Raw genomic sequence first — 24,233 nt, 5'->3', positions numbered from 1 at the left:
CTAAATCGCATCCACGCTCTAACCTTTTGAGTATGGGCGGAAAAACGGCTCCCACTTTTCCTGACATGCTCTAAGCCAGCATTATACCGGCTTGACGAGAACGTGACGTTTTTTACCCATTGAAAGTTTGATCGCACCATCGACGAGGTGGCTGTCATTGACTGTCATTTTGTCATCGGTGACCGGCTTGTCGTTTATTTTGAACGCGCCGCCTTTGATGTTACGCCGTGCCTCACCGTTGGAGCCTGCGAGTCCGGCTTTGACGAAAGCTGAAAGGACGCCAATGCCGTCATGAAGTTCGGCTTTTTCGACTTCAATGGTTGGCAATGTTGCTGCCGCCGCGCCTTCTTCAAAGGTCAAACGCGCTGTTTCCGCCGCTTTGTCAGCTTCATCACGGCCATGCACAACGGCTGTCGCTTCTGTCGCCAGAATTTTCTTGGCTTCATTGATTTCCGCACCGCCAAGAGCTGCGATTTTCGCGATCTCGTCAAGGGGCAGGCGTGTGAACACTTTTAGAAAACGCGCGACATCGGCGTCTTCAGTGTTTCTGAAATATTGCCAGAAATCATAAGGCGAAAATAAATCGCCATTCAGCCAAACTGCGCCGGAGGCGGATTTACCCATTTTCTCGCCGGAGGATTTTGTCAGCAGCGGCGTGGTTAGCGCATAAAACTGTTTCTGCTCCATGCGGTGGCCAAGGTCGATACCATTGACGATATTGCCCCATTGGTCGGAGCCGCCCATCTGCATCACACAACCATAACGGCGGTTGAGTTCTACAAAATCATAGCCCTGCATGATCATGTAGTTGAATTCCAGGAATGAGAGGCTTTGTTCGCGGTCAAGTCGGGTTTTGACTGAATCAAAGGATAGCATCCGGTTGACCGAAAAGAAGCGGCCTACATCGCGCAGGAAGTCCACATATTTGAACTCCAACAACCAGTCAGCATTGTTAACCATGATCGCATCGGTTGGACCGTCACCATATTTCAAAATACGGCTGAAGATTTTCTTGATGCCTGCAATGTTTTCTTCGATTTTATCGGTCGTCAGCAATTGACGTTGATCATCACGGAAAGACGGATCACCGACCATGGAAGTTCCGCCTCCCATCAATGTGATGGGACGGTGGCCCGTTTGCTGTAACCAGTAGAGCATTGTTACGGAAATCAGATTGCCGATATGAAGGCTTGTTGCCGTCGCATCATAGCCCACATAGGCGGTTAGCGGCTCACCAGTCATCAATTGTTTATCCAAGTCGTCAGGATCTGAAATTTGGTGGATCAGACCGCGATCATGCATGACATTGAGAAAGTCGGACTTGTAAGCGGACATGGTTTTGTATTCCGTAGTGTTTCGTTATTTGTTAGTTCTGCGGGGCGTTTAGCACCGTTTATGTCGGCTTTGGAAGTAGTTCAATGAAACAAATCATGCGTGCCATCGGTCTTATGAGCGGAACATCAATGGATGGTATTGATGTGGCGCTAATTGAAACCGATGGCATTGATTACGTTAAGCCGCTGAAAAGTACCGCTCTGGACTACAATCCTGACTTCAAAAAGCAGATTGAACGAGCGTTAGTTGACGCGCAAAGCATGACTAACCGGCAGGGGCGGCCGGGCTGTTTGGCAGACGTGGAACGCGCCATTACCGCTTGGCATATCTATGCTGTTGCACAGCTTGGCGAGATTGCAGATGTGGTCGGTTTTCATGGTCAAACTGTGCTTCATCGGCCGGGCGAAGGTTATAGCGTGCAACTGGGCGACGGGGCTGCGCTTGCGCGTGAAAGCGGTATGGATGTTGTGTTTGATATGCGTGCCAATGATATGGTCCATGGCGGGCAGGGAGCACCTTTGGTTCCGGTCTATCATCAGGCGCTTGCTGCGCAGCTTGATGAAGACACACAAAATGGCGGAGTAGGATTTGTCAATATTGGCGGCATTTCCAATGCAACATTTGTATTTAAAGGCGAAGATCCGATTGCGCTTGATTGCGGGCCGGGTAATGCACTGCTTGATCAATGGGTGCAAAGCGAAGCTGGTATTCCATATGACGATGGCGGCCACATTGCCGGTGAAGGCATCGCTGATAACACAATTGTTGAGCGCTATTTGCAATTGCCTTTCTTTGAGCGCCAAGGGCCGAAATCACTTGATCGGGGTGATTTCACTTTAGACTATGTCAAAGGAATGGAGCTTTCTGACGGCGCGGCGACGCTTGCAAAGCTGACAGCGAACGCCATTGCAAAATCGGCAGCGGACCTAACGCGTATGCCGAAGATGCTGATTATTTCAGGCGGTGGCGCGCGCAATGCCTCTATCATGCGCTATTTAAATGAAGTGGCCGGCGATGATGTTACGGTCGCTGCATCGGAAAGTTATGGCTTTAATGCCGATATGATGGAAGCGGAAGCGTGGGCCTATCTCGCTGTGCGGTCTTTAAAAGGACTGCCGCTTACTTTTCCGTCCACCACCGGCTGTGACAAGCCGGTGACGGGCGGTGTTTTTGCAAAAGCTATTTAAGCTTTTTGATAACGTCCGGTACCAATTCACCGCGCAGACGCGCATCAAGATATTCCGAACAGTTTTCAATCAGAGCGTCTTCCTGCCCCTGGAAGAAGTGGTTTGCACCTTCCATGGTTTTCTGCGTGATGAGAATGCCTTTTTGCAGGTGCAATTTTTCAACAAGTCCCTGCACAGCGGTTGGCGGCGCAACACGGTCTTCTGAACCGTGAATAATCAGGCCAGATGACGGGCAGGGCGCCAAAAAGGCAAAGTCATATGTGTTTGGCTGTGGCGCAATTGACATAAATCCTTCAATCTCCGGGCGGCGCATCAATAGTTGCATGCCGATCCAGGCACCGAAGGAATAGCCTGCAACCCAGCACGCACGTGCTTCAGGGTGTAGCGATTGTACCCAGTCCAGTGCGCTCGCTGCATCGGAGAGTTCACCGACACCGTGGTCAAATTCACCCTGGCTTCGGCCTATCGAACGAAAATTGAAGCGCAGTGTTGTAAAACCGCGCTGCTGGAACATGTAAAACAGGTCATAGATGATTTTGTTGTTCATCGTTCCGCCAAATTGCGGATGCGGATGCAAAATCATTGCAATCGGTGCGTGTTTATCGGCGGCTGGTTGATAACGGCCTTCCAGACGTCCGGCAGGTCCGTTGAAAATTACCTCAGGCATATAGTCTCCACATCGTCACGGACGCATATCATGCTGTGGCAAATCATTTATTTGCTTTAGCTGTTCTTGATGGCGCGCGTTGATTGTTCCAAATAGAAAGAATTGAACGCACTCTTAATGGGTTTGGGGTGCAAATTACAAGAAAATCCGACATGGATTAAGCAAACGATGGCAAAAACATCCACTTATCTGGATTATAATGCTGCTGCGCCGCTTTTAGATGAAGCACGTGCGGCCATTATCGACGCATTGGACATCAATGCGAATCCCTCTTCTGTGCATGCGAGCGGACGGGCGGCCAAAGCAATTGTTGCAAAAGCACGCAGGCAGGTGGCCGCGCTGGTGGGTGCCAAACCTGACCATGTCATCTTCACGTCAGGCGCGACAGAAGCTGCGCAAATGCTTCTTACCCCCCATTATTCGATGGGACGGTCGCCCTTGAAGATAAGCCATCTTTACGTTTGTGCGGCAGATCATCCGTGTACGCTTGCCGGTGGGCAGTTTGACAAAGAGCGTATCAGTCTCATTCCGGTGCTCGCTAGCGGCGTTATGGATATAGATGCGCTGAAAGAAATGCTGAACGCGCATGACAAATCGGGCGGTTTGCCGCTTGTTGTGTGCCATGCAGCCAATAATGAAACGGGCGTTATCCAGCCATTTGCCGAGATCGGCAAAATCATCAAAGCGGCAGGTGGCATGTTTGTGCTGGATGCCGTTCAGGCGGTCGGACGTATTAAATTTGATATAACAGATACTTGCGCAGACTATCTCATCTTGTCGTCGCACAAGATCGGTGGTCCCAAGGGCGCAGGTGCCGTTGTTGCCGCTTCCGATCTGGTCATGCCGTTGCCACTGATAAGAGGCGGCGGGCAGGAACGTGGCCATCGTGGCGGCACCGAAGCTGTTATGAATATTGCCGGTTTCGGGGCGGCTGCGGAGGCCGCGCAGTTTTCAAGTGACCGCTTTAATACACTCGCTGATATGCAAAACCATTTAGAGACCGGATTGCGGAAGATACTTCCCGATATTGTCATCCATGGTCAGGATGAGAATAAAGTTGCCGACCGTTTGCCCAATACAAGTTTTTTCACCGTCCCGAACGCCAAAGCGGAAACATTACAGATCAATTTTGATTTGGCCGGATTCGCAGTTTCTGCCGGATCGGCCTGCTCGTCAGGTAAAGTCGGGCGCAGTCATGTGTTGACAGCGATGGGCGTTGAGGGCGAAGAGGGGGCGATTAGAGTCTCATTTGGCTTGCAAACGACTAAAAACGAGATTGATGCTTTTTTGGAGGCATTTGCGCAAATTATGGCCCGAATGAAGCGCTAAACGGAGTTTTTTTTGTGTTGGTGACAAAAAACTTACGGTTTTACTCAACTTTTTCTACTTTAGAACTTTTCAAATGTAGAAAAATGACTATTTCAACGTTAGGAACTTTTTGCGCGGATGGATAATGCCATATGCGCGCTTACCCATACTCTTTGAGGGAGCATTTTATGCCAGCGGTTCAGGAAACCATCGATCAGGTCGCACAGATAGACGTAGACCAGTACAAATATGGCTTCGAGACCATTCTTGAAATGGATATGGCGCCTAAAGGCCTTTCTGAGGATGTCATCCGTTTTATCTCGGCCAAGAAGGAAGAGCCGGAGTGGATGCTGGAGTGGCGTCTTGATGCCTATCGTCGGTGGCTGACGATGGAAGAGCCGGATTGGGCGCGGGTCAGCTATCCAAAAATCGACTTTAACGACATTTACTATTATGCGGCGCCAAAAGGCCAGTCTGGCCCGAAAACGCTGGATGATGTTGATCCTGAAATTCGGGCAACATACGAAAAGCTGGGCATTCCGCTAGCTGAACAGGAAATTCTGGCCGGTGTGCAGGAACGCCGCGTTGCGGTGGATGCGGTTTTTGATTCCGTATCGGTTGTCACAACCTTTAAGGAAGAGCTGGCAAAGGCCGGCGTGATCTTCATGTCTATTTCGGAAGCCATTCGTGAGCATCCGGAACTGGTCAAGAAATATCTGGCGTCTGTTGTACCGGTATCGGATAATTATTATTCAGCGCTCAACTGCGCGGTATTTACCGACGGTTCGTTTGTCTATGTGCCGGAAGGTGTGCGCTGCCCGATGGAGCTTTCCACCTATTTCCGTATCAATGCGGAAAATACGGGCCAGTTCGAGCGCACGCTGATCGTTGCCGAGAAGGGCGCGTATGTTTCGTATCTTGAAGGATGTACAGCACCGCAGCGCGATGAAAACCAGCTTCATGCAGCCGTTGTCGAACTGGTTGCGCTGGAAGACGCGGAAATCAAATATTCTACGGTGCAGAACTGGTATCCGGGCGATTCTGAAGGCAAGGGCGGCATTTACAACTTCGTGACAAAACGCGGCGATTGCCGTGGCGACCGCTCTAAAATTTCATGGACGCAGGTTGAGACCGGTTCAGCCATTACATGGAAATATCCTTCGTGCATTTTGCGCGGTGATGACAGCCAGGGCGAGTTCTACTCCATCGCGGTCTCCAATGGTGCGCAGCAAATCGACAGCGGTACCAAGATGATCCATCTGGGCAAACGCACAAAGAGCCGTATTATCTCAAAAGGTATTTCTGCAGGTCGTTCGCAAAACACCTATCGCGGCCGTGTTTCGGCTCACCGCAAAGCAACTGATGCACGCAACTTCACCCAGTGTGACTCGCTGCTGATCGGTGATCAGTGCGGAGCGCATACAGTGCCTTATATTGAGGCCAATAATGCGACGGCGCAGTTTGAACACGAGGCGACAACGTCGAAAATTTCTGAAGACCAGCTGTTCTATTGTATGCAGCGCGGCATTCCGGAAGAAGAAGCCATTGCGCTTATCGTCAACGGCTTTGTGAAGGAAGTTATTCAGGAACTGCCGATGGAATTTGCCGTTGAAGCCCAAAAACTGATTGGCATCAGCCTGGAAGGCAGCGTGGGATGATCCTTTGTCGTCATCCCCGGGCAAGACGAGCATAGCGAACTCGCAGAACCGGGGATACAGTTTTGCGGGTTCCGTTAATTGGGTTCTCTACACCCGGAGTGGGTGTCCGAGGACGATGCGCTAAAAGGGAATTATGCGATGTCCGGCTGGGTTTACATAATGGCATCTAAACGGAATGGGACGATATACATCGGTGTTACAAGCGACTTGCAAGGTCGAGCACACGAACACCGGACGGCACAGAGTAAGGGTTTTACAGCGCGGTATAATTGCAAAGATCTGGTTTGGTACGAGCGGCATGACAACATTGTCTTAGCAATTGAGCGGGAAAAGAAATTGAAGAAGTTCAAACGGGCCTGGAAACTGGAATTAATTGAGGGTTTTAATCCTGATTGGGAAGATTTGTACGAGAATTGTTATGTGCGCGATAATCCTAGTGATGAAATTCGCGCTAGAGTTTAAATTAAATAGCAGGGCCTTGCGGCTCTGGATTCCCGGTTCTTCGACTGCGCTTTGCTTGTCTTGCCCGGGAATGACGAAAGGATAAAAAATGCTAGAAATTAAAGACTTACACGCGAAAATTGCGGATACGGACACAGAGATCATCAAAGGTTTGAGCCTGACTGTGAAAGCAGGTGAAGTTGCTGCGATCATGGGACCGAACGGTTCCGGCAAGTCCACTTTGTCTTATATTCTTGCGGGCCGCGATGATTACGAAGTCACTTCCGGCGACATTCTTTTCAATGGTGAGAGCATTCTTGAAATGGACCCGTCGGAACGTGCAGCTGCGGGTCTGTTTCTCGCATTCCAATACCCGATGGAAATTCCGGGTGTCGCCACCATGCAATTTTTGAAAGTTGCCATGAACGAGCAGCGCAAAGCACGCGGCGAGGAAGAACTGAAAACACCTGACTTTATCAAGCTGGTGAGAGAAGCAGCGGGCGATCTGGATATTTCCATGGATATGCTGAAACGTCCGCTCAATGTCGGCTTTTCCGGCGGTGAGAAAAAGCGCGCGGAAATCTTGCAGATGAAACTGCTCGCGCCGCAGCTTTGTGTTCTCGATGAAACCGATTCCGGCCTTGATATTGATGCGCTGAAAATTGTTTCTGACGGCGTCAATTCATTGCGCTCTCCGGATCGTGCAACCATCGTTATTACGCACTATCAGCGCCTGCTTGATTATATTGTGCCTGACAGCGTGCATGTTCTTTCAAAAGGCAAGATTGTCAAAACCGGTGATAAAGAACTGGCCAAAGAGCTGGAAGCCAATGGTTACACAGACATCATCGCCGAAGCTGCTGCTTGATGAATGCGCAGTTTGCCAGCCTTGCGATGCGTGGGCTGGAAACAGTGAATTAGAATTTTAAAGGATAGGCCATGAATATTCAGGCTCCAATAAAACATACTGCTGCTGAAGAGGATCTGTTCCAGTTGTGCGAAGCAGCACGTGGCGCGGTATCGGGTTCTAAAGACGCGTCAGAACAGCGCGATGCGGCGATTGAACAATTGCGTGCGCAAGGTCTTCCAACGCGCCGTATAGAAAGCTGGCACTATACGGATTTGCGTGCGGCGATGAAGCATCTAAGTGCGCCAACGGACTCGCGTGTGCCTGCTCCTTTGCTGGCTGGCTCCAAAGTGTTATCTGCCGATACTTCTGTCGCCGGCGTTACTATTTCGCCTTGGAGCGCTGACAAGGCGCAGTTCGCTCCGGTTGAGAGCGACGATGCCATTGGCCAGATCAATACGGCATTGGCCACCTGCGGTTCAATCGCAGCAGTTAAGGCGGGCCAAACGGTCGATGTGCCTTTATCAATTGAAAACCGCGGTGCCCATGCGCGCAATGTTGTCTCTTTAGGCGAAGGCGCATCAGCTACTATTGTCGAGTCAGTGTGCGGGAAAGACGGGTTTTCATCCGACGTTACCCTGATTTCATTGGCTGAAGGTGCCAAGGCAACCTATGTCTCTACATGCGAAAAAGGCCCTGATGCGGTACAGCTTGGTCAGTTGCGTGTTGTGCTTGGCAAAGACGCCGAACTCGATGTCGTGATATTTAACGCCGGTGGCAAGCTTATCCGCCGTGAGGTCGTTGTGCTGGTTGAGGGCGAAGGCTCCAACCTTGACATTAAGGGCGTTAATCTGATCGGCGGTGACAGCCATATCGATGTGACAACTGTTCTAAGCCATACCGTACCTCATACGGTTTCCGAACAATTGTTCCGCAATATCTCGACCGGAAAAGGTCAGGGCGTATTTCAGGGGCAAATCAAAGTGCATCAAATTGCGCAGAAGACCGATGCGCAGATGGCATGTAACACTTTGCTTTTGTCAGACGATGCCGGTTTTTCAGCAAAGCCGGAACTGGAAATTTTCGCCGACGACGTGATCTGTGCCCATGGTGCAACAGTGGCGGAACTGGATGAAGATCATCTGTTCTACTTGCGTGCGCGCGGCATTACAGAACGTACGGCACGTGCGCTGCTGGTTGAAGCTTTCGTTGATGAAGCCATTGAGGAAATCGACAATGAGCCATTGGTTGAAGCGCTTGAAACACGGATTGGTGCCTGGTTAGAAGCCAATGGCTAATCCGATTGCAGCCTTCGGCAATTACCTTGCCGACAGTTTGAAAGTTTTCCTGCTGCCGGTAAGTACAATTCGAAATGCGGCTGAACGTCAATTGTCGTTTGGCTCCGCCTTTATTGTACTGATTTTGTTGGCGGTTGTGGCAGGCGGGCTTCAACTCATCTTAAGCCAAATGCCGGGCGGGCTTGGTGAGCCTGCGAGCTTTGTTGACGTTGTCTCGCAAACCATTGCCTATATTATATTTTTTACAATTGCACTTGGGCTTTTGTTTGGGCTGATTGTTAGCTTTGGCGGCAAAGCGCGATTTACACGTCTGTTCGCTGCCAAGCTTAGCCTTGCATCGACGGTTGTGGGCGCTTTTGTAATTGGCCTGCTTGGCAAATTACTGATTGGCTTGCTGTTCTTGGGTGCTCAAGATGGTGTTGCCGGCGGCATAATCGTGCTTGGTGAACAATTTGGCATGATGGCAATCGGTCTGATTGCTGCCTTTTATACGATTATCGTTGCCCGTTTTGGCGGTGAAATATCGTGGCCGATAGCAATTGTCGTCACCGTTGTTCATTTCCTTTTAATGCTTGCAATTGCGACCGCTTACGGCGTGATTTTGCCGGATAGTAATTTGCTTGGCATTCAACCCGCACTGCAGATTTGAGATTTATATGGCTTATGACGTCAATAAAATTCGCGAAGATTTTCCGATTTTAGCCAGCCAGGTTTATGGCAAGCCTCTGGTCTATCTGGATAATGGTGCATCGGCGCAAAAGCCGCTTCAGGTTATTGACGCGCTCAATCACACCTATAAGCATGAATATGCCAATGTGCATCGCGGCCTGCATTTTATGTCCAATGCGGCCACGGACGCCTATGAAGGCGCACGCGAGAAAGTACGAAGATTTTTGAATGCACCTTCTGTTGAGGAAATTGTTTTTACCAAATCAGCAACAGAAGCGATCAATACTGTCGCCTATGGTTATGGCGTTCCCAACATTGGCGAAGGTGATGAAATCATTGTTTCAATCATGGAGCATCATTCCAATATTGTGCCGTGGCATTTCTTGCGGGAGCGCCATGGTGCCAAGCTGGTTTGGGTACCTGTCGACGATGATGGCGCGTTTGATATTACCGAATTTGAAAAACGGCTGACTGACAAGACGAAACTTGTCGCCATTACTCATATGTCCAACGTTTTAGGCACTGTTGTTCCGATCAAAGAGATATGCCGTTTAGCGCATGAGCGCGGTATTAAAGTGCTTGTCGATGGCAGCCAAAGCGCGGTGCACATGCCGGTGGACGTGCAGGATCTGGATTGCGACTTTTTCGTATTCACAGGTCACAAGGTTTATGGTCCGTCCGGCATCGGCGTTCTTTATGCCAAACGCGCGCTTTTAGATGAGATGCAGCCCTTTATGGGGGGCGGGGACATGATCGCGGAAGTGACACAAGACAATGTTACTTATAACAGCGGATTTCACCGTTTTGAGGCAGGAACGCCCCCGATTGCGCAGGCCATTGGACTGGGCGCGGCGCTTGATTATGTAGAAAGTATCGGGCGGGAGCAGATAGCTGCGCATGAGCATGATTTGCTTAAATATGCCAACGAACAATTGGGACATTTGAACTCGCTGAGAATTATTGGCAATGCGCCGGATAAAGGTGCTATCATTTCATTTGAAATGGAGGGTGTTCACGCACACGATGTTTCCATGTTGATAGACAGATCCGGTGTCGCTGTTCGGGCAGGCACACATTGTGCACAGCCGCTCTTGCAACGCTTCGGTGTAACCTCCACATGTAGAGCATCCTTTGGTATGTATAACACGCGCGAAGAAGTTGATGCGCTGGTGACCGCTTTGGATAAAGCGCGGACATTTTTTGAGTAGGATTGTGGCTTATGACTGAAGAAGCAAAAACAGAAGCCGAAACAAGCGCCATTCCCAAAGAGGAGTTGGCGCGCCTGACGGATGACATCGTTGCGGCGCTCAAAACCGTGTATGATCCGGAAATTCCGTCTGACATTTATGAACTTGGTCTGATTTACAAAGTTGATATTGAGGATGACCGCACAGTTAAAGTCGAAATGACATTGACCGCGCCGGGCTGCCCTGTTGCCGGTGAAATGCCGGGATGGGTGGAAAATGCCGTGCGCGGTGTTGAAGGTGTGATGGATGTTGAGGTCGAAATGGTTTTCGACCCACCCTGGACACCTGACCGTATGAGTGAAGAAGCGCAAATCGCCGTAGGTATGTACTGACGGTTACGCCTTGTAGATTGCAAAGGTTGCGCTTACATTTAGTTTAGTTGAATATGGAGAAATCCCATGGCTTTTGCCATAATGACTATGACTGATGCTGCAGCGACCCGTGTTCGCGAGATCGTTGCCAATAGAGCTGGCGAGGGCGCCAAAGGTGTTCGTGTCGGCATTAAAAAAGGCGGCTGCGCGGGAATGGAATATACTGTTGATCTGGTTACAGAACCGGACAGTGCAGACGACCACATCTCCCATGACGGAGCCGATGTCTGGGTTGATCCGGCTGCAATGTTATATCTGTTGGGCACACAGATGGACTTTGAAGTGACAAAGCTACGTACCGGCTTCGTGTTCAACAATCCTAACCAATCATCAGCCTGTGGCTGCGGTGAATCTGTCGAGCTTAAACCGGCAGATTTAAAAGAACTCGCAGAAGCGCGCGGGCAGGTTTAAGCGTTGGACGAGGACTTCCTGCGAGACTTGTTTGCAGGGGCCGGTTCGCTCTCTTTCCGAAAAATGTTTGGCGGCCTGGGCATATATGCTGATGGTATGATTTTCGCCGTTATTCTCAAAGACGAACTAATGCTCAAAGGTGATGAGCATTGCAGTGAATATTACGAAGCTGCTGGCATGACGCGCTGGACCTACAATAACAGCAAGTCCGGCAAGAAAGTTTTGATGCCTTACTGGTCTGCGCCTGAACAGGCAACGGAAAGCGCCGAAGAAATGGCGCCGTTTGCCAGACAGGCATTTAACGCTGCATTACGTGCAAGAAAGGCCTGCGCTAACGTCCTTAGCGGCCGTTAAACATAAATGCCGGTATGGAATCTTCATCGCCAAAGCCCGTTGGTTGATTGTTGTCGTTATCAACCTTCTTCTTATTGCGCTGGCGATCATCGTCCTTACCTGATTTCTTCTTGGCATTGTTTTCTTTGATTTTCGCTTTGCGCTCGTCTTTCGCGTTGTCTGTTACGTTTTCCGAAGCCGACTGTTCGACTTTTTCATCCGATTTTTCGCCGCGCTTACGGTTATTTCCACGCTTCTTGCGTTTTGGCTCAGCCGTTTCCTTGGCATCGTTGTTATCAGCAGCGCTGCCTGGCAGCTCTATCCAGTCGATTTTCTTTTCGATGAGCTTTTCAATAGCGTCCAAATATTTCGTCGCTGATTTTTCAACAAGAGAAAAAGCCTGTCCTTCACGTCCGGCACGTCCGGTGCGGCCAATCCGATGAACATAATCTTCAGCGTGAATTGGAATATCGTAGTTAAAGACATGGCTGACATCCGGAATATCGAGGCCGCGCGCAGCAACATCAGATGCCACAAGAATTTGGATTTCATTGTCTTTGAAACCCTGAAGCATTTGCGACCGTGATCTTTGATCCATATCACCGTGCAAAGCGCCAACGGAAAAGCCGTGTTTTTCCAGTGATTTCCAAACTGTCGAAACATCACGCTTGCGATTGCAGAAGATTATAGCGTTCTTGATATTATCCTGGCTTTTCAGCGCATCGCGCAAAGTTGCGCGTTTTTCGTAATCTTTTCCGCCGGTCTTGATAAGACGTTGTTCAACCGTGGTTGCGGTGGTTGAGGGTCTGGCTGTTTCAACACGCACAGGGCCTTGCAGGAATTTATCAGCTAGGCGCTGAATTTCAGGCGGCATCGTCGCGGAGAAAAACAATGTTTGCCGCGTAAACGGAATTAGCGAAACAATACGCTCGATATCAGGAATAAATCCCATATCCAGCATCCGGTCCGCTTCATCAATCACAAGAATATCAACACCGGTCAAAAGCAGTTTGCCACGCTCTGAATGGTCGAGCAGGCGGCCCGGCGTCGCGATCAAAACATCAGCACCGCGCTCCAGCTTTTTTTCCTGATCGCCAAAGGATACGCCGCCAATGAGCAGGGCAACATTGAGCTTGTGATATTTGCCGTATTTTTGAAAGTTCTCACCGACCTGTGCGGCCAGCTCGCGTGTCGGCTCCAGAATCAATGTGCGGGGCATACGCGCACGTGCGCGGCCGCGTTCCAGCCGCGTAATCATAGGCAGAACGAAAGAAGCAGTCTTTCCTGTTCCGGTTTGGGCAATGCCACAAACATCTTTGCCTTGAAGCGCGTGCGGTATCGCACCTTCTTGAATTGGGGTGGGCTGGCTGTAACCAGCATCCTCAACGGCCTGCAATACTTTTTGTGATAGGCCGAGGTCAGCAAATGAGACCAATGGAATTCCGTTTTGTTTAACAAAAACCGCTACTCCCCGCATGGGCGCAGCTCATGCTTGCCGATAGGCAGTATCGCCTGCAATGTCAATGAAACTATAGTAATTTGCGGTACTTCCGGCGATTTGAACGGCTAGAATGACATTTAAAGCACAAATTTAACGGGATGCATAAAAGTTGAATTAATATTTAAATTGTTCGGCAAGGATGCGCTCGTCCCAGGAATGGGACGCATCAAACAGAATTGTGCTTCTTAAATCACGTGCTTCGGACACGGTCACGCGCCGGACGGACTTTACTTCACAATGATCGGCAACCGCGTTAACCGGCCTTTTTTCGCTTTCCAGAACGTCAAACTGGACAGTGACCTGATTGGGCAATAATGCGCCGCGCCAGCGCCGTGGCCGGAACGGACTGACCGGTGTGAGCGCCAAAAGGGGCGCATCAATCGGTATGATCGGGCCTTGAGCAGAAAGATTATAAGCGGTTGAGCCGGCGGGAGTGGCCAGCATTAGTCCGTCACAGGTCAATTCTTCCAGACGGGTTTTGCCGTCGACAGTGATTTGTATTTTTGCTGCCTGATACGACTGGCGAAACAGAGAGACCTCATTAATCGCCAATGCTTCCGAAATATTGCCGTCTTCGTCTTCCGCTTTCATGCGGAGCGGGCAAATTGTTTCCGATGTCGCTTCGCTGACGCGTTCTCTTAAATTGGTCTCACTGTATTCGTTCATCAAAAAACCGACCGAACCGCGATTCATGCCGTAAATTGGAATTTCCTGATTCATAAATTTGTGAATTGTGGACAACATGAAGCCATCGCCGCCCAGCGCTACAATAACGTCGGCATCCTCTGAACTGCTCTGTCCATAGATGGAAGCCAGCAAATGGGCGGCTTCATCGGCTGATTCTGTGCCTGAAGAGACAAAATGAAGCGCGTGGATGGTGTGGTTCGGGTCTTCGTCGCGCATTTAGTGCCTATTTCTATCCAGAGTCTGCAAAAATAATGTAGTTTTTTGTAATTCAAACACAATGATTTAGCAAAGGTGCAGATAAGGCCTTTACAGCAGGCGAAATTATGCTATTTCGCATCTCGTTGCCCCTATAGCTCAGTTGGTAGAGCAACTGATTTGTAATCAGTAGGTCCGCGGTTCGAGTCCGTGTGGGGGCACCATTCTTTTCAATGACTTAGCTGTTTTATAATGTTCCTTCGAAATTAGAAGTAAGCAGCGCGGTCTTTTTTGGCTACCATTTATCGCCCAGCCTGAGAATCAATCCTGCAAGATTACTTTCGACCTGAGATTGATGTCTGTCCCATTGTCTTGCCAGCCGATTATATGTTTTCCAATGCATACCTTTTGGCTTGATCGGCAATAGAAGCGGCCATTGCTTTATAAAACTATACAACGTCTATCACAGCGCGACCTCTAATGACATTATTTCCATAAATGATGTTCGCTTTACACAATTATGGGTACTGAGTAGGAGCTAATACTGTTTTCACAAATTTACATGTAGCAACATAATTTCCACTAAAGTTTTATGAACAATTTACTAACTGACACTCGTGTCGAAAAACAGCGCTTGCCCCATCTTGATGCTTTGCGAGCCTTGGCAGTAACGATTGTCGTACTATTCCATCTAAAGGTACCCGGTTTCAGCGCTGGATATCTTGGTGTCGATTTATTTTTTATGCTTAGCGGCTTTTTGATGACGTGGACCATGCTACGCGATAAAGCCCAATTTGGCCGTTTTAGAGTACGGGCATTTTATGCTAGGCGCATCCAGCGAATTGTTCCGTCTTTAGTACTGACCATCCTCATGACGCTCGTTATTGCGTATTTGATGATGTCACCTGCTCATCTGATCGATACGGCTCGGCAAGCTCAAGCAGCATTATTTTTTTATTCTAACATTTTTTCTACTATCAAGCTGGTTACTTTGCCCCAGAAAGTGAGGTGAGCGCGCTATTACATACTTGGTCTTTATCAGTCGAAGAACAGTTCTATTTGCTTTTTGGACTGATATTATTCCTTGGTAACTATTTACGTTTCGGCGTTTTGTTAGCAGTTCTTTTTGGTATAGGCGTCCTGTTCGCGGCGGTTGGATATATAACCATGGTCTCGCCATCCCTACCACTGATGCCATTTGGTTCAACGGATAAGGCCAATGATGCGATATTCTTCTTATTGCCATACCGAATTATACTTTTTGCAGCGGGGGCAGTGTGTGGTTGGGCTATGTGGCATGATCTGAAGCCGCGATGGAAAATTTTCCCATTACTAACAATAACTTCAACCGCGGGTGCTCTTTTTTCAGTAAGTGCCTTTTCTTCTCTCGAGGCATGGTCGGCAGCTATCATATTGATACCCTATACTGGATTGCTCTTTCCAAATTCAGCAACGGACAGAGTTGGCGAAATTCGTTTCGTTCGTTGGATAGCTAGGATCAGTTTTCAAATCTATCTCGTGCATTGGCCACTTATTGTGTTCTGGCGATATTGGACTTTTCGCGAACTAGGGGTGTTCGATATGTTTGCGATTGGCATACTATCGATCTGGGGTGGATGGGCGCTGGAGCGGTTTGTTACAAAGACACCGTTTGCTTCCAAACAGGTAAGGCAATTTGTAACGACACTAGGTGTTGCTGTTTTTGCTTGCGTCAGCATGCAAACATTCGTTTTGGCAACAGATGGTGCTCCCTTCCGCATACCGCCGGATCGACAATCGCTATCATCCATTCAGATGCGTGAAGCAGAGAGTGCCTATTGTGGCGATACCCACATATTGGGCGATGTTGAATTGGGTTCAACGCCAGATTCGCCCCTTATAACGTGTTCGAGAATAGCGGGTGAGGAACATATTTATATTTGGGGGGACAGTCATGCACGCCATTTATTGCCAGGCATTGCGGAAGCGTTCCCTGCTGTGACGATAGACATTTTATATTTTACCTCATGTCTGCCGCAGAGCGGCATAGGCGAGTATGTTTATAATTACGAGGGGCGTCAGGCGCTTGCTGAGACTTGCGTTAAGCGAAATCGCGAAGCACTTGTGATGTTTGAGAAAATGTCGCCAACAACAATAATATTACATCAGTATGTTGGATACGAAGACGACGATGGTGCAACTTTTCTTGATGCGTCAAGAAAGTTGGTCGATCTTCTTGAAGGGTTTGGACATACTGTAACTTGGGTTGGCGGTGTTCCGTACCCTGATCGGTTGTTAGCTGATTGTGTTACAGTGCCCGCAATATATTCTGATGAGATGCTCAGGCGGCGATGCACTGGAAACAAGACTGCTTTTAATAAGATTGTAGAACTAAACTCGGTAAGAGCCGCTTTATTTCAAGATGTTTATATCGATATCATTCCCCAATTTTGTTTAGGTGAATCAAGTACGAGTTGTAGCTGGGTAAAGAATAGCAGACCTCTCTTCAGAGATAAGCACCATTTGACCGTGGATACGTCAATCGCAATCATTCGTGCAATTAAAAATCGAATTAAGGTTGCAAGTGATATCTGACCATATTGCTGTGGATATGGCATTGGCAAATTCTGCGGCACCAGGCCATGGTCACGCGTATTACGGTCCTGATTATGTCAGGTCATAGGTTGCCGTTAAAGCGCCAGAAAACTGGAGTGAAACAGATACAAAACGGTTGATCGCCCTTTGTGATCAGGGGGTTCAAAAGGGGTGCCGCCGTTAGCACAGAATTCAATCGTTTGAGAGTTCTGGTGGCGGAGCTTGCGTCTTCCGGTCTGTTATCTAGTTAAATAACCGCGCAAAGAATATAGCGCTCATGGAAAAGCCGACCAATGCTATGATCAAGCGAACCATAGTTTTCGGCAATGCGCGTGCAATAGGCGCGCCGACATAGCCGCCGAGCGTGGAAGCAAACATCATAGCCAGAGCATAAGGCCATTCAACAAGCCCGCCTATAGCGAATACGGCGACAGAGATTGCAGACAAGACGAAGGAAAGACCGTTTTTCAAGCCGTTCATTTCGTGAATATTTGTCATTCCCCACAGTGCGAACAGGGCCAATAATACGATGCCGAGACCGCCGTTAAAATAACCGCCATATATGCTGACCAATAACAGGCCGATGCCACCAAACGGTGTGACAGCGCGGTTTTTATGGGCTGCCCAGTCACGGATCCTGTCACCAAACAAAAATGCTAGTGTTGCCGCGAATAGCAGGAACGGCACAATAAGCGAAAACGCTTTGTTGGAAGAGATGAGCAAGAGAAGCGAGCCGATTAAGCCACCAGCAAGTGTTATAAGTACCAGTCTGATTATCTTCCTTGTTTCGAATTGTCCCAACTCGTTGCGAAAGCCTAACGCGCCGCCCAAATAGCCTGGAAAGACTGCAACGGCACTTGTCGCATTAGCTACTACCGGCGGCACGCCGATGAAAACCAAAGCGGGGAAGGTGAGAAACGTGCCGCCGCCGGCAATGGTGTTGAGAACGCCTGCAAAGAAAGCGGCTAAAAGAATAATTGTTAAGTCCATGTTCCGCTTTCAGAGAGTCATATTCGGGTAAGGTGCGTTTGTTTGAAGTGACTTTGTGTAGAACGGTTTGAACATTTCGTCGCTGTTTATTGTTCAGGTCAAAGGCAGTTTGACAATAACAACCATGCCGGCCGGATCACTCACGCGTTTTGCCGTGATTTCTCCATTATGAAGGCTGACAATATCGTTCACGATAGAAAGTCCCAATCCGTAATTTGTCTTGCCGGTTCCTGTCGAATTTCCAGCTTGTCGATGTCTTGCTTTTGTAATGAGGTTTTCGTCAAATCCGTGTCCCTGATCGCGAACTTTCAAGACGCCATATTTATCGGTTGCGGATATTTCCACATCAATCTGGGTAGGTGATCCACTGTGTTTGATGGCGTTGTCAATCAGATTGCGTATGATTTCCTGAATAAGTGTTTTGTCACCGCGCACGTTAACATCTTCCTTGGCATGAAAACCCAAGTCGACATCGCTTCTTTTATTGTGAGATAATTGCAGGATAAAATCATTGCAGGCATCGCGCGTGACCGATGTGAGGTCGCAATTCTGCTGTTGTAATTTCTGCTTTGATGCAGAATCGAGCTGGGCAAGCAACAACATTTGATACATGAGGCGCTCGGCGTCATTGACCGCTTTTCCGGCGCGGGTGATGGCTTGTTTTTGCTTGTCTGGATCGTTTTCGCGGATTGCCACCTCCAAATGGGTTTTGATGAGAGAAAGCGGCGTTCGAAATTGATGGCTGGCATTGGACGTAAAATTCTGCAGCGCTTTAATCGCTGAAGAAAAACGCTCGACAAGCCCGTTGATGGTAAAAACCAGGCCTTCAACTTCTTGCGGCACAGAGTGCTCAATCGGGCGCACATCATCGGGGCTTCTGCGACTGACAGCCAATTCGAGACGTTGCAGCGGTTTGAGGGCATGGCTGACGACCAGCCAAATGAGTATTGCCGCGCTCACGAGTAAAATGCCTTGACGCAACAGCGAGCGTATGAGGATTGAGCGTGCTACGGCTGCGCGCGCATTCGTGGTTTCGGCAACAGCGACCCGAAAGCTGAATGATCTTGTTGTGGAAGAGGCTGCGCCGTGAAAAGTCGCGATACGCACTTTTGCACCGCGAAACACGCCGTCGGCAAATGTTACTTCATTAAGGCTCGCAGTGGTTTCAGGCAGCGCCAAATCCCGATACCCAGTAATGAAACCGCCATCATTATTTTCAATTTTGTAGAATACACGGTCATCTTCAAGCGATGTCAGCATTTGAAGCGCAACATAGGGAATATCAACTTCCAGACCGTTCTCTCCATTGACAAAAACACGTTCGGCAATTGCAAGCGCAGACCCTGACAGAACACGGTCAGACACCGCATCGGCGGTTGACCTGGCCGCGCGGTAACCGTCGAGAATGGCAACCAAGCCCAATATGAGGAGCGGGCCGAGTAACCAGAGGAGCAGCTGGCTTTTAATGGAGTTCGGCGATAGGGTTTTCAGGCGATTGGTCACGATGTCTCGCTTAAGTGATAGCCAAGACCTCTTGCCGCATTAATCGCAATGCCATGCTGATGGAGCTTTTTACGCAAACGGGATACATATTGCTCTATAGCGTTTTCACTCACGTCAGCTTCCAGATTTGTGATTGTGTCCAGTAGCTGGGGTTTCGACAAAACGCGTCCATTGGCCATCATCAATGCACGCAATACCATTGTTTCACGAGCGGATAATTCGATGACAGTATCTGCGGCGGTTACGCGGTTGTTACGCAAATCAAACTGTACGGCGCCGAGTTTTAACTGCGAAGTTTTTTCCATGGATAAACGCCGGAGCAGGGCGCGAATCCGCGCCTCCAATTCCGAGAATTCAAAAGGTTTGGCCATATAATCATCGGCGCCGCGATCAAGACCGGCAATACGATCATCGAGCTTGCCACGTGCGGTTAGAATCAGCACCGGCAAGGACAATCTATTGCCGCGTATTTCCCTTAATATATCCAGGCCGTCCATATCCGGCAGGCTTAAATCGAGTATCGCCAGATCATAAGTGTGGGATTTGACGGCCAATATTGCGTCTTCGCCATTCAGTACGTGGTCAACAGCATAGGACTGCTCAAGCAATGTCTTTATGCCTTCGCCCAATTGTTCATTGTCTTCGACCAGTAAAATGCGCATGTCGCCTCCCACCGGCAATCTATTGCATGGATGGGGGATTGTGAACTTGAAATATTGCCGTCAAAATGGGCTATGTTTTTAAAATCAATATTTTCTTTCATTATAATTTTCGCTTCGCTCCAGATCGCCCACGCACAAATGGTTCTTCCAGCGAAGAGTGAGCAGAACAAGCGCATTCTGACGATCTATTCATCATTAGATGCGGAGGTTTCACGGCCCTTATTGAACGCTTTTCAACTAACGGAGCCAAATGTCGAGATCCATTATTTCGATCTGCAAACAATCGAAATTTACACACGTACGATTGAAGAATCAGATTCAGGAACGCCGACCGCGGACCTATTGATTTCGTCGGCCATGGATCTTCAGGTGAAGCTGGCAAATGATGGATATGCGGCACGAATCAACAATACCGTCACGCCTTGGCCCAAATGGGCATCCTGGCGTAACAGTGCATTTGGTATAACGTTCGAGCCGTCAGTTATCGTTTATAATAAAGATTATTTTCAAGATAAGCCTGTCCCGCAAAACCGCGCGGAGTTACGGGCATTGTTGGAACAGCCGAGCGGCAGCCTTCACGGCAAGATTGGTACCTATGATATCGAGAGTTCAGGGCTGGGATATCTGTTTTTGGCTCGTGACGGTGAACATGACCGCGATATCTGGAAACTTGTTCGTGCCATGGGGGCTGCGGGTGTGAAATTATACTCCAATTCTTCATCTGTGCTGGAGCGGGTTAAAGACGGGCGCTTGGTTCTCGGATACAATGTTTTGGGCTCTTATGCGCAGCAATGGGCTTCTGACTCACCGAGCATAGGTATTGTAAACCCACAGGATTATACAGTTGTCTTGTCACGCATTGCACTGGTGCCGGAAGCTGCTGCGCAACCTGATTTAGGCCGCAAAGCACTTCAGTTTCTCATGTCTGTACAAGGGCAAACGATTATGGCTGAGGAATTGGAGCTGCCATCCATTAACCCGCTTGTTCTGGGCGATAACACAGCTTCTGCCTTTAAAAAGAAATACGGTGCACGGCTTCGTCCCATTTCAATTGGGCCGGGATTGGTTGCCTATCTGGATCAGGTAAAGCGAGCGCGCTTTATCAAGCAATGGAACAGAGCTCTGTTGGGCGAATAAGACGAAAGCATAATCTGTCAGGTTCATGTCAGCTTTGTCTGCTTGATTGCTCCCACTTCCGCACAACACTTTGCGGATGACAGATCCTTGGGAGGAATCAAATGATTAAATCGTTGAAAGTGGCTCTGGCCGCTGGTGCTGTTCTTTTTGGTGCGCATACTGCGCTTCAAGCTGCTGGTCATCAGGTTGTTGAAGAAATCAAGTTTCTTGTTCCTGGTGGTGCTGGCGGCGGCTGGGACGGTACAGCGCGCGGTACAGGCGAAGCCCTGACCAAAGCTGGCCTTGTTGGCGCAGCATCATATGAAAATATGTCCGGCGGCGGTGGCGGCAAAGCTATCGCGCACATTATCGAAACAAAAGATGAAAGCACCTTGATGGTGAATTCAACACCGATCGTCATTCGTTCGTTGACAGGTGTTTTCCCGCAATCGTTCCGTGATTTGACACCGATTGCAGGCACAATTGGTGACTATGGCGCAATTGTTGTCAATAAAGACTCAGACATTCAGGACCTTGCCGGTCTTGTTGCTGCTTATGAAGCTGATCCGTCAAAAGTTGCCGTAGGCGGCGGTTCTGTTGCCGGTGGTATGGACCATTTAATTGCTGCTCTGGTTATGAAAAACGCAGGCGCGGATCCAACGAAAGTTAAGTACATTCCTTATGATGCAGGCGGTAAGGCGATGGCCGGCTTGCTTTCCGGTGAGATCAGAGGTCTGGCGACCGGATTTGGTGAAGCGGTTGCTCTTGCACGCCAGGATGAAGTGCGCATTCTTTGTGTAACATCTACCGAGCGCAATGATGCAATGTCAGAAGTGCCGACATGTGATGAGGCCGGATCAAAAGGAACTGAGTTTGTTAACTGGCGCGGTTTCTTCGGCGCTCCAGGCATGTCTGAAGAGAAAAAGGCTACCTATATTGAGGCCTTCGAGAAAATGTATGACACGCCTGAATGGGCCACTGTGCGCGATCGCAACGGTTGGGTTGATATTTACAATCCGGATGCGGACTTCGTGAAGTTCCTCGAAGCTCAAGAAGAGCAAATCGGCAGCCTGATGAAAGAGCTCGGCTTCCTGTAAGCCAAGGCTTTCAATGATCATCATTTGAATGATCCGTGAGGCTGCGCTGCAATAGTGCGGCCTCAAACTACTCTATGTTGTGCTCTTGGCGAGCATAAACGAAACGAGAGGCACCACGCTTGGGGAGGGCGCCATGTTTTTTACCAAAGACCGTATCGGCGGTATTCTACTGCTAATTTTCTGCTGCATTTATGCGCTTAAAATTGGAAATATCAGACTGTTGCCATTTCAGGCAGATCAAGCTTTCACCGCACGAACGATGCCGGAAGCATTGGCGGTTATGGGCATAATTTTATCTATGGCTTTGATTATCTTTCCGACGAACCGCGAACGGTTTTCGATCAAGGAATTTAACTGGCCGTTGGGATTGGCATTTTTATTGCTGATGTCTCTTTATGGTTTCACGGTACGGCCGCTGGGCTTTTTATTGGCAACATCCGCATTCCTGATTGCAGGATTTGCAATGCTCGGCGAGCGCAGCCCGATCAAGCTTGTTCTTGTCGCTGTGCCTCTGGTCGTCCTTTTCTGGGCGCTTATGAATTACGGTCTAGACGTTACCGTCCAGCCATTGCCATCTTTTTTGAGGAGCTAGACCATGCTTGACGGTATTCTCATCGGTCTGACAACAGCCTTTTCGATGCAAAACATTATGTTTGTTATCATGGGCTGTCTGGTCGGTACATTTATCGGCATGTTGCCGGGCCTTGGTCCGATGTCAGCGATTGCCCTTATGATTCCCATTGCTGCCAGCCTTGATCCGTCTGCGGGCATCATTTTGATGGCAGCGGTTTATTACGGCGCGATTTTTGGCGGCTCGACATCGTCAATTCTTATCAATGCACCGGGGGTTGCTTCAACTGTCGCCACGTCTTTTGACGGTTACCCTATGGCCAAATCCGGTAAGGCCGGTAAAGCGCTTGCGATCGCAGCCTATTCATCATTTTCGGGCGGAGTCGTTGCTGCATTCCTGCTCATTCTCACAGCGCCATATCTGGCTTCTGTTTCTTTATCCTTTCAATCAACTGACTATTTCGCCCTGATGGTGCTTGGTCTTTCCGCTGTTGCCGCGTTTGCCGGTAAGGGAGAGGTGATCAAAGCGCTGCTTATGACCGTCTTCGGTCTTATGTTATCAACAGTTGGAACGGACCAGACAATTGGCGTGCCGCGCTTCACGCTCGGCATGATTGATCTTGTCGATGGCATTTCATTCCTGCTGCTTGTGATGGCGACATTTGCGTTATCTGAAGCGTTGATGGCGATCTTGAAAAAGGTTGATGAAAGCAAGCGTGAAGAAGAACGTAAAGCTGCTGCTGAACTGGGATCGATGGCGGTTACAAAAGAGGAAGTCAAAGAGATGGCTCCGGTTATCGGGCGTTCGTCTATTCTCGGCTTCATCATTGGCGTGTTGCCCGGAGCAGGGGCGACAATCGCCAGCTTCCTTGCCTATGGTACAGAACAGCGCATTGCCGGTGCGAAAAAGGGTAAGCTCTTTGGCAAAGGTTCCGTGCGTGGACTTTCTGCACCTGAAACAGCAAACAATGCTGCTGCAACCGGTTCATTTGTTCCGCTTTTAACATTGGGTATTCCGGGCTCGGGAACAACGGCGATCATGCTCGGCGCGCTTATCGGCTATGGTATTCAACCCGGCCCGCGTCTCTATATTGATCAACCGGACGTGTTCTGGTCTGTGATCGTGTCCATGTGGCTGGGTAATATTATTCTACTTGTTTTGAACCTGCCGCTTATTCCATATATTGCACGCGTGCTTGCTGTTCCGGCGCGTTTCCTGCTGCCATTGATTTTGTTCTTCTCACTGATCGGCGTTTATTTCGTATCGTTCAACACGTTCGATATTCAATTGATGGTGTTGTTCGGGCTTGTAGCGACAATATTGCGCTTATTGTCCTTCTCGCTCGCACCAATGATTTTGGGCTTTATCCTTGGCGGCATGATGGAAGAAAATCTGCGCCGTGCATTGCTTATCAATAATGATAGTTGGGCATTTCTATGGGAACGCCCTTTGACACTGGCAATCTTGATCATTGCCGTGCTTTGTCTATTCGTGCCGATGCTTTCTCCTGTTTTTGAAAAGATGCGCAGAAAGACCAAAGGTACAGCAAGTGCGGACTAGGACTA

At 49.1% G+C, this 24,233-nt stretch carries 24 protein-coding genes and 1 tRNA gene; 18 read left to right on the top strand and 7 right to left on the bottom strand.

Annotated features, from left to right (window positions below; all coding sequences use genetic code 11):
* Nucleotides 1-81: 81 nt before the first annotated feature.
* A complete protein-coding gene (gene tyrS, locus SU32_RS07695) occupies nt 82-1,335 on the bottom strand; it encodes a tyrosine--tRNA ligase (RefSeq protein WP_053998771.1) in 1,254 nt (417 codons plus the stop codon).
* An 83-nt stretch (nt 1,336-1,418) separates the two neighbouring features.
* Between tyrS and SU32_RS07690 the strand changes: the two genes are divergently transcribed.
* Nucleotides 1,419-2,522 carry an anhydro-N-acetylmuramic acid kinase gene (locus SU32_RS07690; protein ID WP_053998770.1) on the top strand — a complete coding sequence of 368 codons (1,104 nt, stop codon included), beginning with the start codon at nt 1,419-1,421 and terminating at the stop codon, nt 2,520-2,522.
* Here SU32_RS07690 and SU32_RS07685 read toward each other — a convergent pair.
* Nucleotides 2,515-3,189, bottom strand: a complete 675-nt coding sequence (locus SU32_RS07685; RefSeq protein WP_053998769.1) for an alpha/beta hydrolase — start codon at nt 3,187-3,189, stop codon at nt 2,515-2,517. The two genes, SU32_RS07690 and SU32_RS07685, sit on opposite strands and share 8 nt — an antisense overlap.
* 168 nt (nt 3,190-3,357) lie before the next feature.
* On the opposite strand from SU32_RS07685, the gene SU32_RS07680 reads away from it, so the two are divergent.
* From SU32_RS07680 to SU32_RS07635, 10 genes are all read left to right on the top strand, one after another.
* Nucleotides 3,358-4,518: a cysteine desulfurase family protein gene (locus SU32_RS07680; RefSeq protein ID WP_053998890.1), complete on the top strand. Its 1,161-nt coding sequence runs from the start codon at nt 3,358-3,360 to the stop codon at nt 4,516-4,518.
* A gap of 167 nt (nt 4,519-4,685) precedes the next feature.
* Entirely contained in the window at nt 4,686-6,155 is a 1,470-nt protein-coding gene (gene sufB, locus SU32_RS07675) for a Fe-S cluster assembly protein SufB (RefSeq protein ID WP_053998768.1), read from the top strand.
* Between the two features lie 138 nt (nt 6,156-6,293).
* Nucleotides 6,294-6,617 carry a GIY-YIG nuclease family protein gene (locus tag SU32_RS07670; RefSeq protein WP_053998889.1) on the top strand — a complete coding sequence of 108 codons (324 nt, stop codon included), beginning with the start codon at nt 6,294-6,296 and terminating at the stop codon, nt 6,615-6,617.
* Nucleotides 6,618-6,705: 88 nt separating this feature from the next.
* On the top strand, nt 6,706-7,464 hold the full coding sequence (gene sufC, locus SU32_RS07665) for a Fe-S cluster assembly ATPase SufC (RefSeq protein ID WP_053998767.1): 759 nt from the start codon (nt 6,706-6,708) through the stop codon (nt 7,462-7,464).
* 71 nt (nt 7,465-7,535) lie between these two features.
* A complete protein-coding gene (sufD, locus tag SU32_RS07660; RefSeq protein ID WP_053998766.1) occupies nt 7,536-8,741 on the top strand; it encodes a Fe-S cluster assembly protein SufD in 1,206 nt (401 codons plus the stop codon).
* A complete protein-coding gene (locus tag SU32_RS07655) occupies nt 8,734-9,390 on the top strand; it encodes a hypothetical protein (RefSeq protein WP_053998765.1) in 657 nt (218 codons plus the stop codon). The genes sufD and SU32_RS07655 overlap by 8 nt, the downstream gene beginning before the upstream one ends.
* A 7-nt stretch (nt 9,391-9,397) precedes the next feature.
* Nucleotides 9,398-10,618: a cysteine desulfurase gene (locus SU32_RS07650; protein WP_053998764.1), complete on the top strand. Its 1,221-nt coding sequence runs from the start codon at nt 9,398-9,400 to the stop codon at nt 10,616-10,618.
* Nucleotides 10,619-10,629: 11 nt separating this feature from the next.
* A complete protein-coding gene (locus tag SU32_RS07645; RefSeq protein ID WP_053998888.1) occupies nt 10,630-10,989 on the top strand; it encodes an SUF system Fe-S cluster assembly protein in 360 nt (119 codons plus the stop codon).
* A 66-nt stretch (nt 10,990-11,055) separates the two neighbouring features.
* On the top strand, nt 11,056-11,439 hold the full coding sequence (gene sufA / locus SU32_RS07640; protein WP_053998763.1) for a Fe-S cluster assembly scaffold SufA: 384 nt from the start codon (nt 11,056-11,058) through the stop codon (nt 11,437-11,439).
* Between the two features lie 3 nt (nt 11,440-11,442).
* On the top strand, nt 11,443-11,793 hold the full coding sequence (locus SU32_RS07635) for a TfoX/Sxy family protein (RefSeq protein WP_053998762.1): 351 nt from the start codon (nt 11,443-11,445) through the stop codon (nt 11,791-11,793).
* On the opposite strand, the gene SU32_RS07630 is transcribed toward SU32_RS07635, so the two are convergent.
* The gene (locus SU32_RS07630) at nt 11,780-13,249 is read right to left on the bottom strand and encodes a DEAD/DEAH box helicase (protein ID WP_201454897.1); all 1,470 of its coding nucleotides are present in this window, start codon (nt 13,247-13,249) and stop codon (nt 11,780-11,782) included. The two genes, SU32_RS07635 and SU32_RS07630, sit on opposite strands and share 14 nt — an antisense overlap.
* Nucleotides 13,250-13,387: 138 nt before the next feature.
* Nucleotides 13,388-14,176: an NAD kinase gene (locus SU32_RS07625; RefSeq protein WP_053998761.1), complete on the bottom strand. Its 789-nt coding sequence runs from the start codon at nt 14,174-14,176 to the stop codon at nt 13,388-13,390.
* Nucleotides 14,177-14,303: 127 nt separating this feature from the next.
* Between SU32_RS07625 and SU32_RS07620 the strand changes: the two genes are divergently transcribed.
* The 3 genes from SU32_RS07620 to SU32_RS17575 all read left to right on the top strand — a co-directional run bounded on the left by SU32_RS07620 (nt 14,304) and on the right by SU32_RS17575 (nt 16,729).
* A tRNA-Thr gene (locus SU32_RS07620) sits at nt 14,304-14,379 on the top strand.
* 368 nt (nt 14,380-14,747) lie between these two features.
* Nucleotides 14,748-15,167, top strand: a complete 420-nt coding sequence (locus SU32_RS17580) for an acyltransferase family protein (protein WP_053998760.1) — start codon at nt 14,748-14,750, stop codon at nt 15,165-15,167.
* A complete protein-coding gene (locus SU32_RS17575) occupies nt 15,164-16,729 on the top strand; it encodes an acyltransferase family protein (RefSeq protein WP_053998759.1) in 1,566 nt (521 codons plus the stop codon). The genes SU32_RS17580 and SU32_RS17575 overlap by 4 nt, the downstream gene beginning before the upstream one ends.
* A 243-nt stretch (nt 16,730-16,972) precedes the next feature.
* Here SU32_RS17575 and SU32_RS07605 read toward each other — a convergent pair whose 3' ends face one another.
* The 3 genes from SU32_RS07605 to SU32_RS07595 all read right to left on the bottom strand — a co-directional run bounded on the left by SU32_RS07605 (nt 16,973) and on the right by SU32_RS07595 (nt 19,884).
* The gene (locus tag SU32_RS07605; RefSeq protein ID WP_053998758.1) at nt 16,973-17,719 is read right to left on the bottom strand and encodes a sulfite exporter TauE/SafE family protein; all 747 of its coding nucleotides are present in this window, start codon (nt 17,717-17,719) and stop codon (nt 16,973-16,975) included.
* Nucleotides 17,720-17,812: 93 nt separating this feature from the next.
* Nucleotides 17,813-19,222, bottom strand: a complete 1,410-nt coding sequence (locus tag SU32_RS07600; protein WP_053998757.1) for a sensor histidine kinase — start codon at nt 19,220-19,222, stop codon at nt 17,813-17,815.
* On the bottom strand, nt 19,219-19,884 hold the full coding sequence (locus SU32_RS07595) for a response regulator transcription factor (RefSeq protein WP_053998756.1): 666 nt from the start codon (nt 19,882-19,884) through the stop codon (nt 19,219-19,221). Before SU32_RS07595 ends, SU32_RS07600 begins: the two co-directional genes overlap by 4 nt.
* Before the next feature lie 138 nt (nt 19,885-20,022).
* On the opposite strand from SU32_RS07595, the gene SU32_RS07590 reads away from it, so the two are divergent.
* The 4 genes from SU32_RS07590 to SU32_RS07575 all read left to right on the top strand — a co-directional run bounded on the left by SU32_RS07590 (nt 20,023) and on the right by SU32_RS07575 (nt 24,228).
* Complete coding sequence (locus tag SU32_RS07590) at nt 20,023-21,021, top strand: ABC transporter substrate-binding protein (RefSeq protein ID WP_053998886.1); 999 nt, start codon at nt 20,023-20,025, stop codon at nt 21,019-21,021.
* Between the two features lie 101 nt (nt 21,022-21,122).
* Entirely contained in the window at nt 21,123-22,097 is a 975-nt protein-coding gene (locus SU32_RS07585) for a tripartite tricarboxylate transporter substrate binding protein (protein ID WP_053998755.1), read from the top strand.
* Between the two features lie 133 nt (nt 22,098-22,230).
* The gene (locus tag SU32_RS07580) at nt 22,231-22,689 is read left to right on the top strand and encodes a tripartite tricarboxylate transporter TctB family protein (protein ID WP_053998754.1); all 459 of its coding nucleotides are present in this window, start codon (nt 22,231-22,233) and stop codon (nt 22,687-22,689) included.
* Nucleotides 22,690-22,692: 3 nt separating this feature from the next.
* Nucleotides 22,693-24,228: a tripartite tricarboxylate transporter permease gene (locus SU32_RS07575; protein WP_053998753.1), complete on the top strand. Its 1,536-nt coding sequence runs from the start codon at nt 22,693-22,695 to the stop codon at nt 24,226-24,228.
* Nucleotides 24,229-24,233: the final 5 nt, after the last annotated feature.

Source organism: Ahrensia marina, from assembly GCF_001293565.1.
Lineage (GTDB): Bacteria > Pseudomonadota > Alphaproteobacteria > Rhizobiales > Rhizobiaceae > Ahrensia > Ahrensia marina.
The sequence above is the reverse complement of the archived record's forward strand: the minus strand, read 5'-3'. Positions and strand labels throughout refer to the sequence as shown.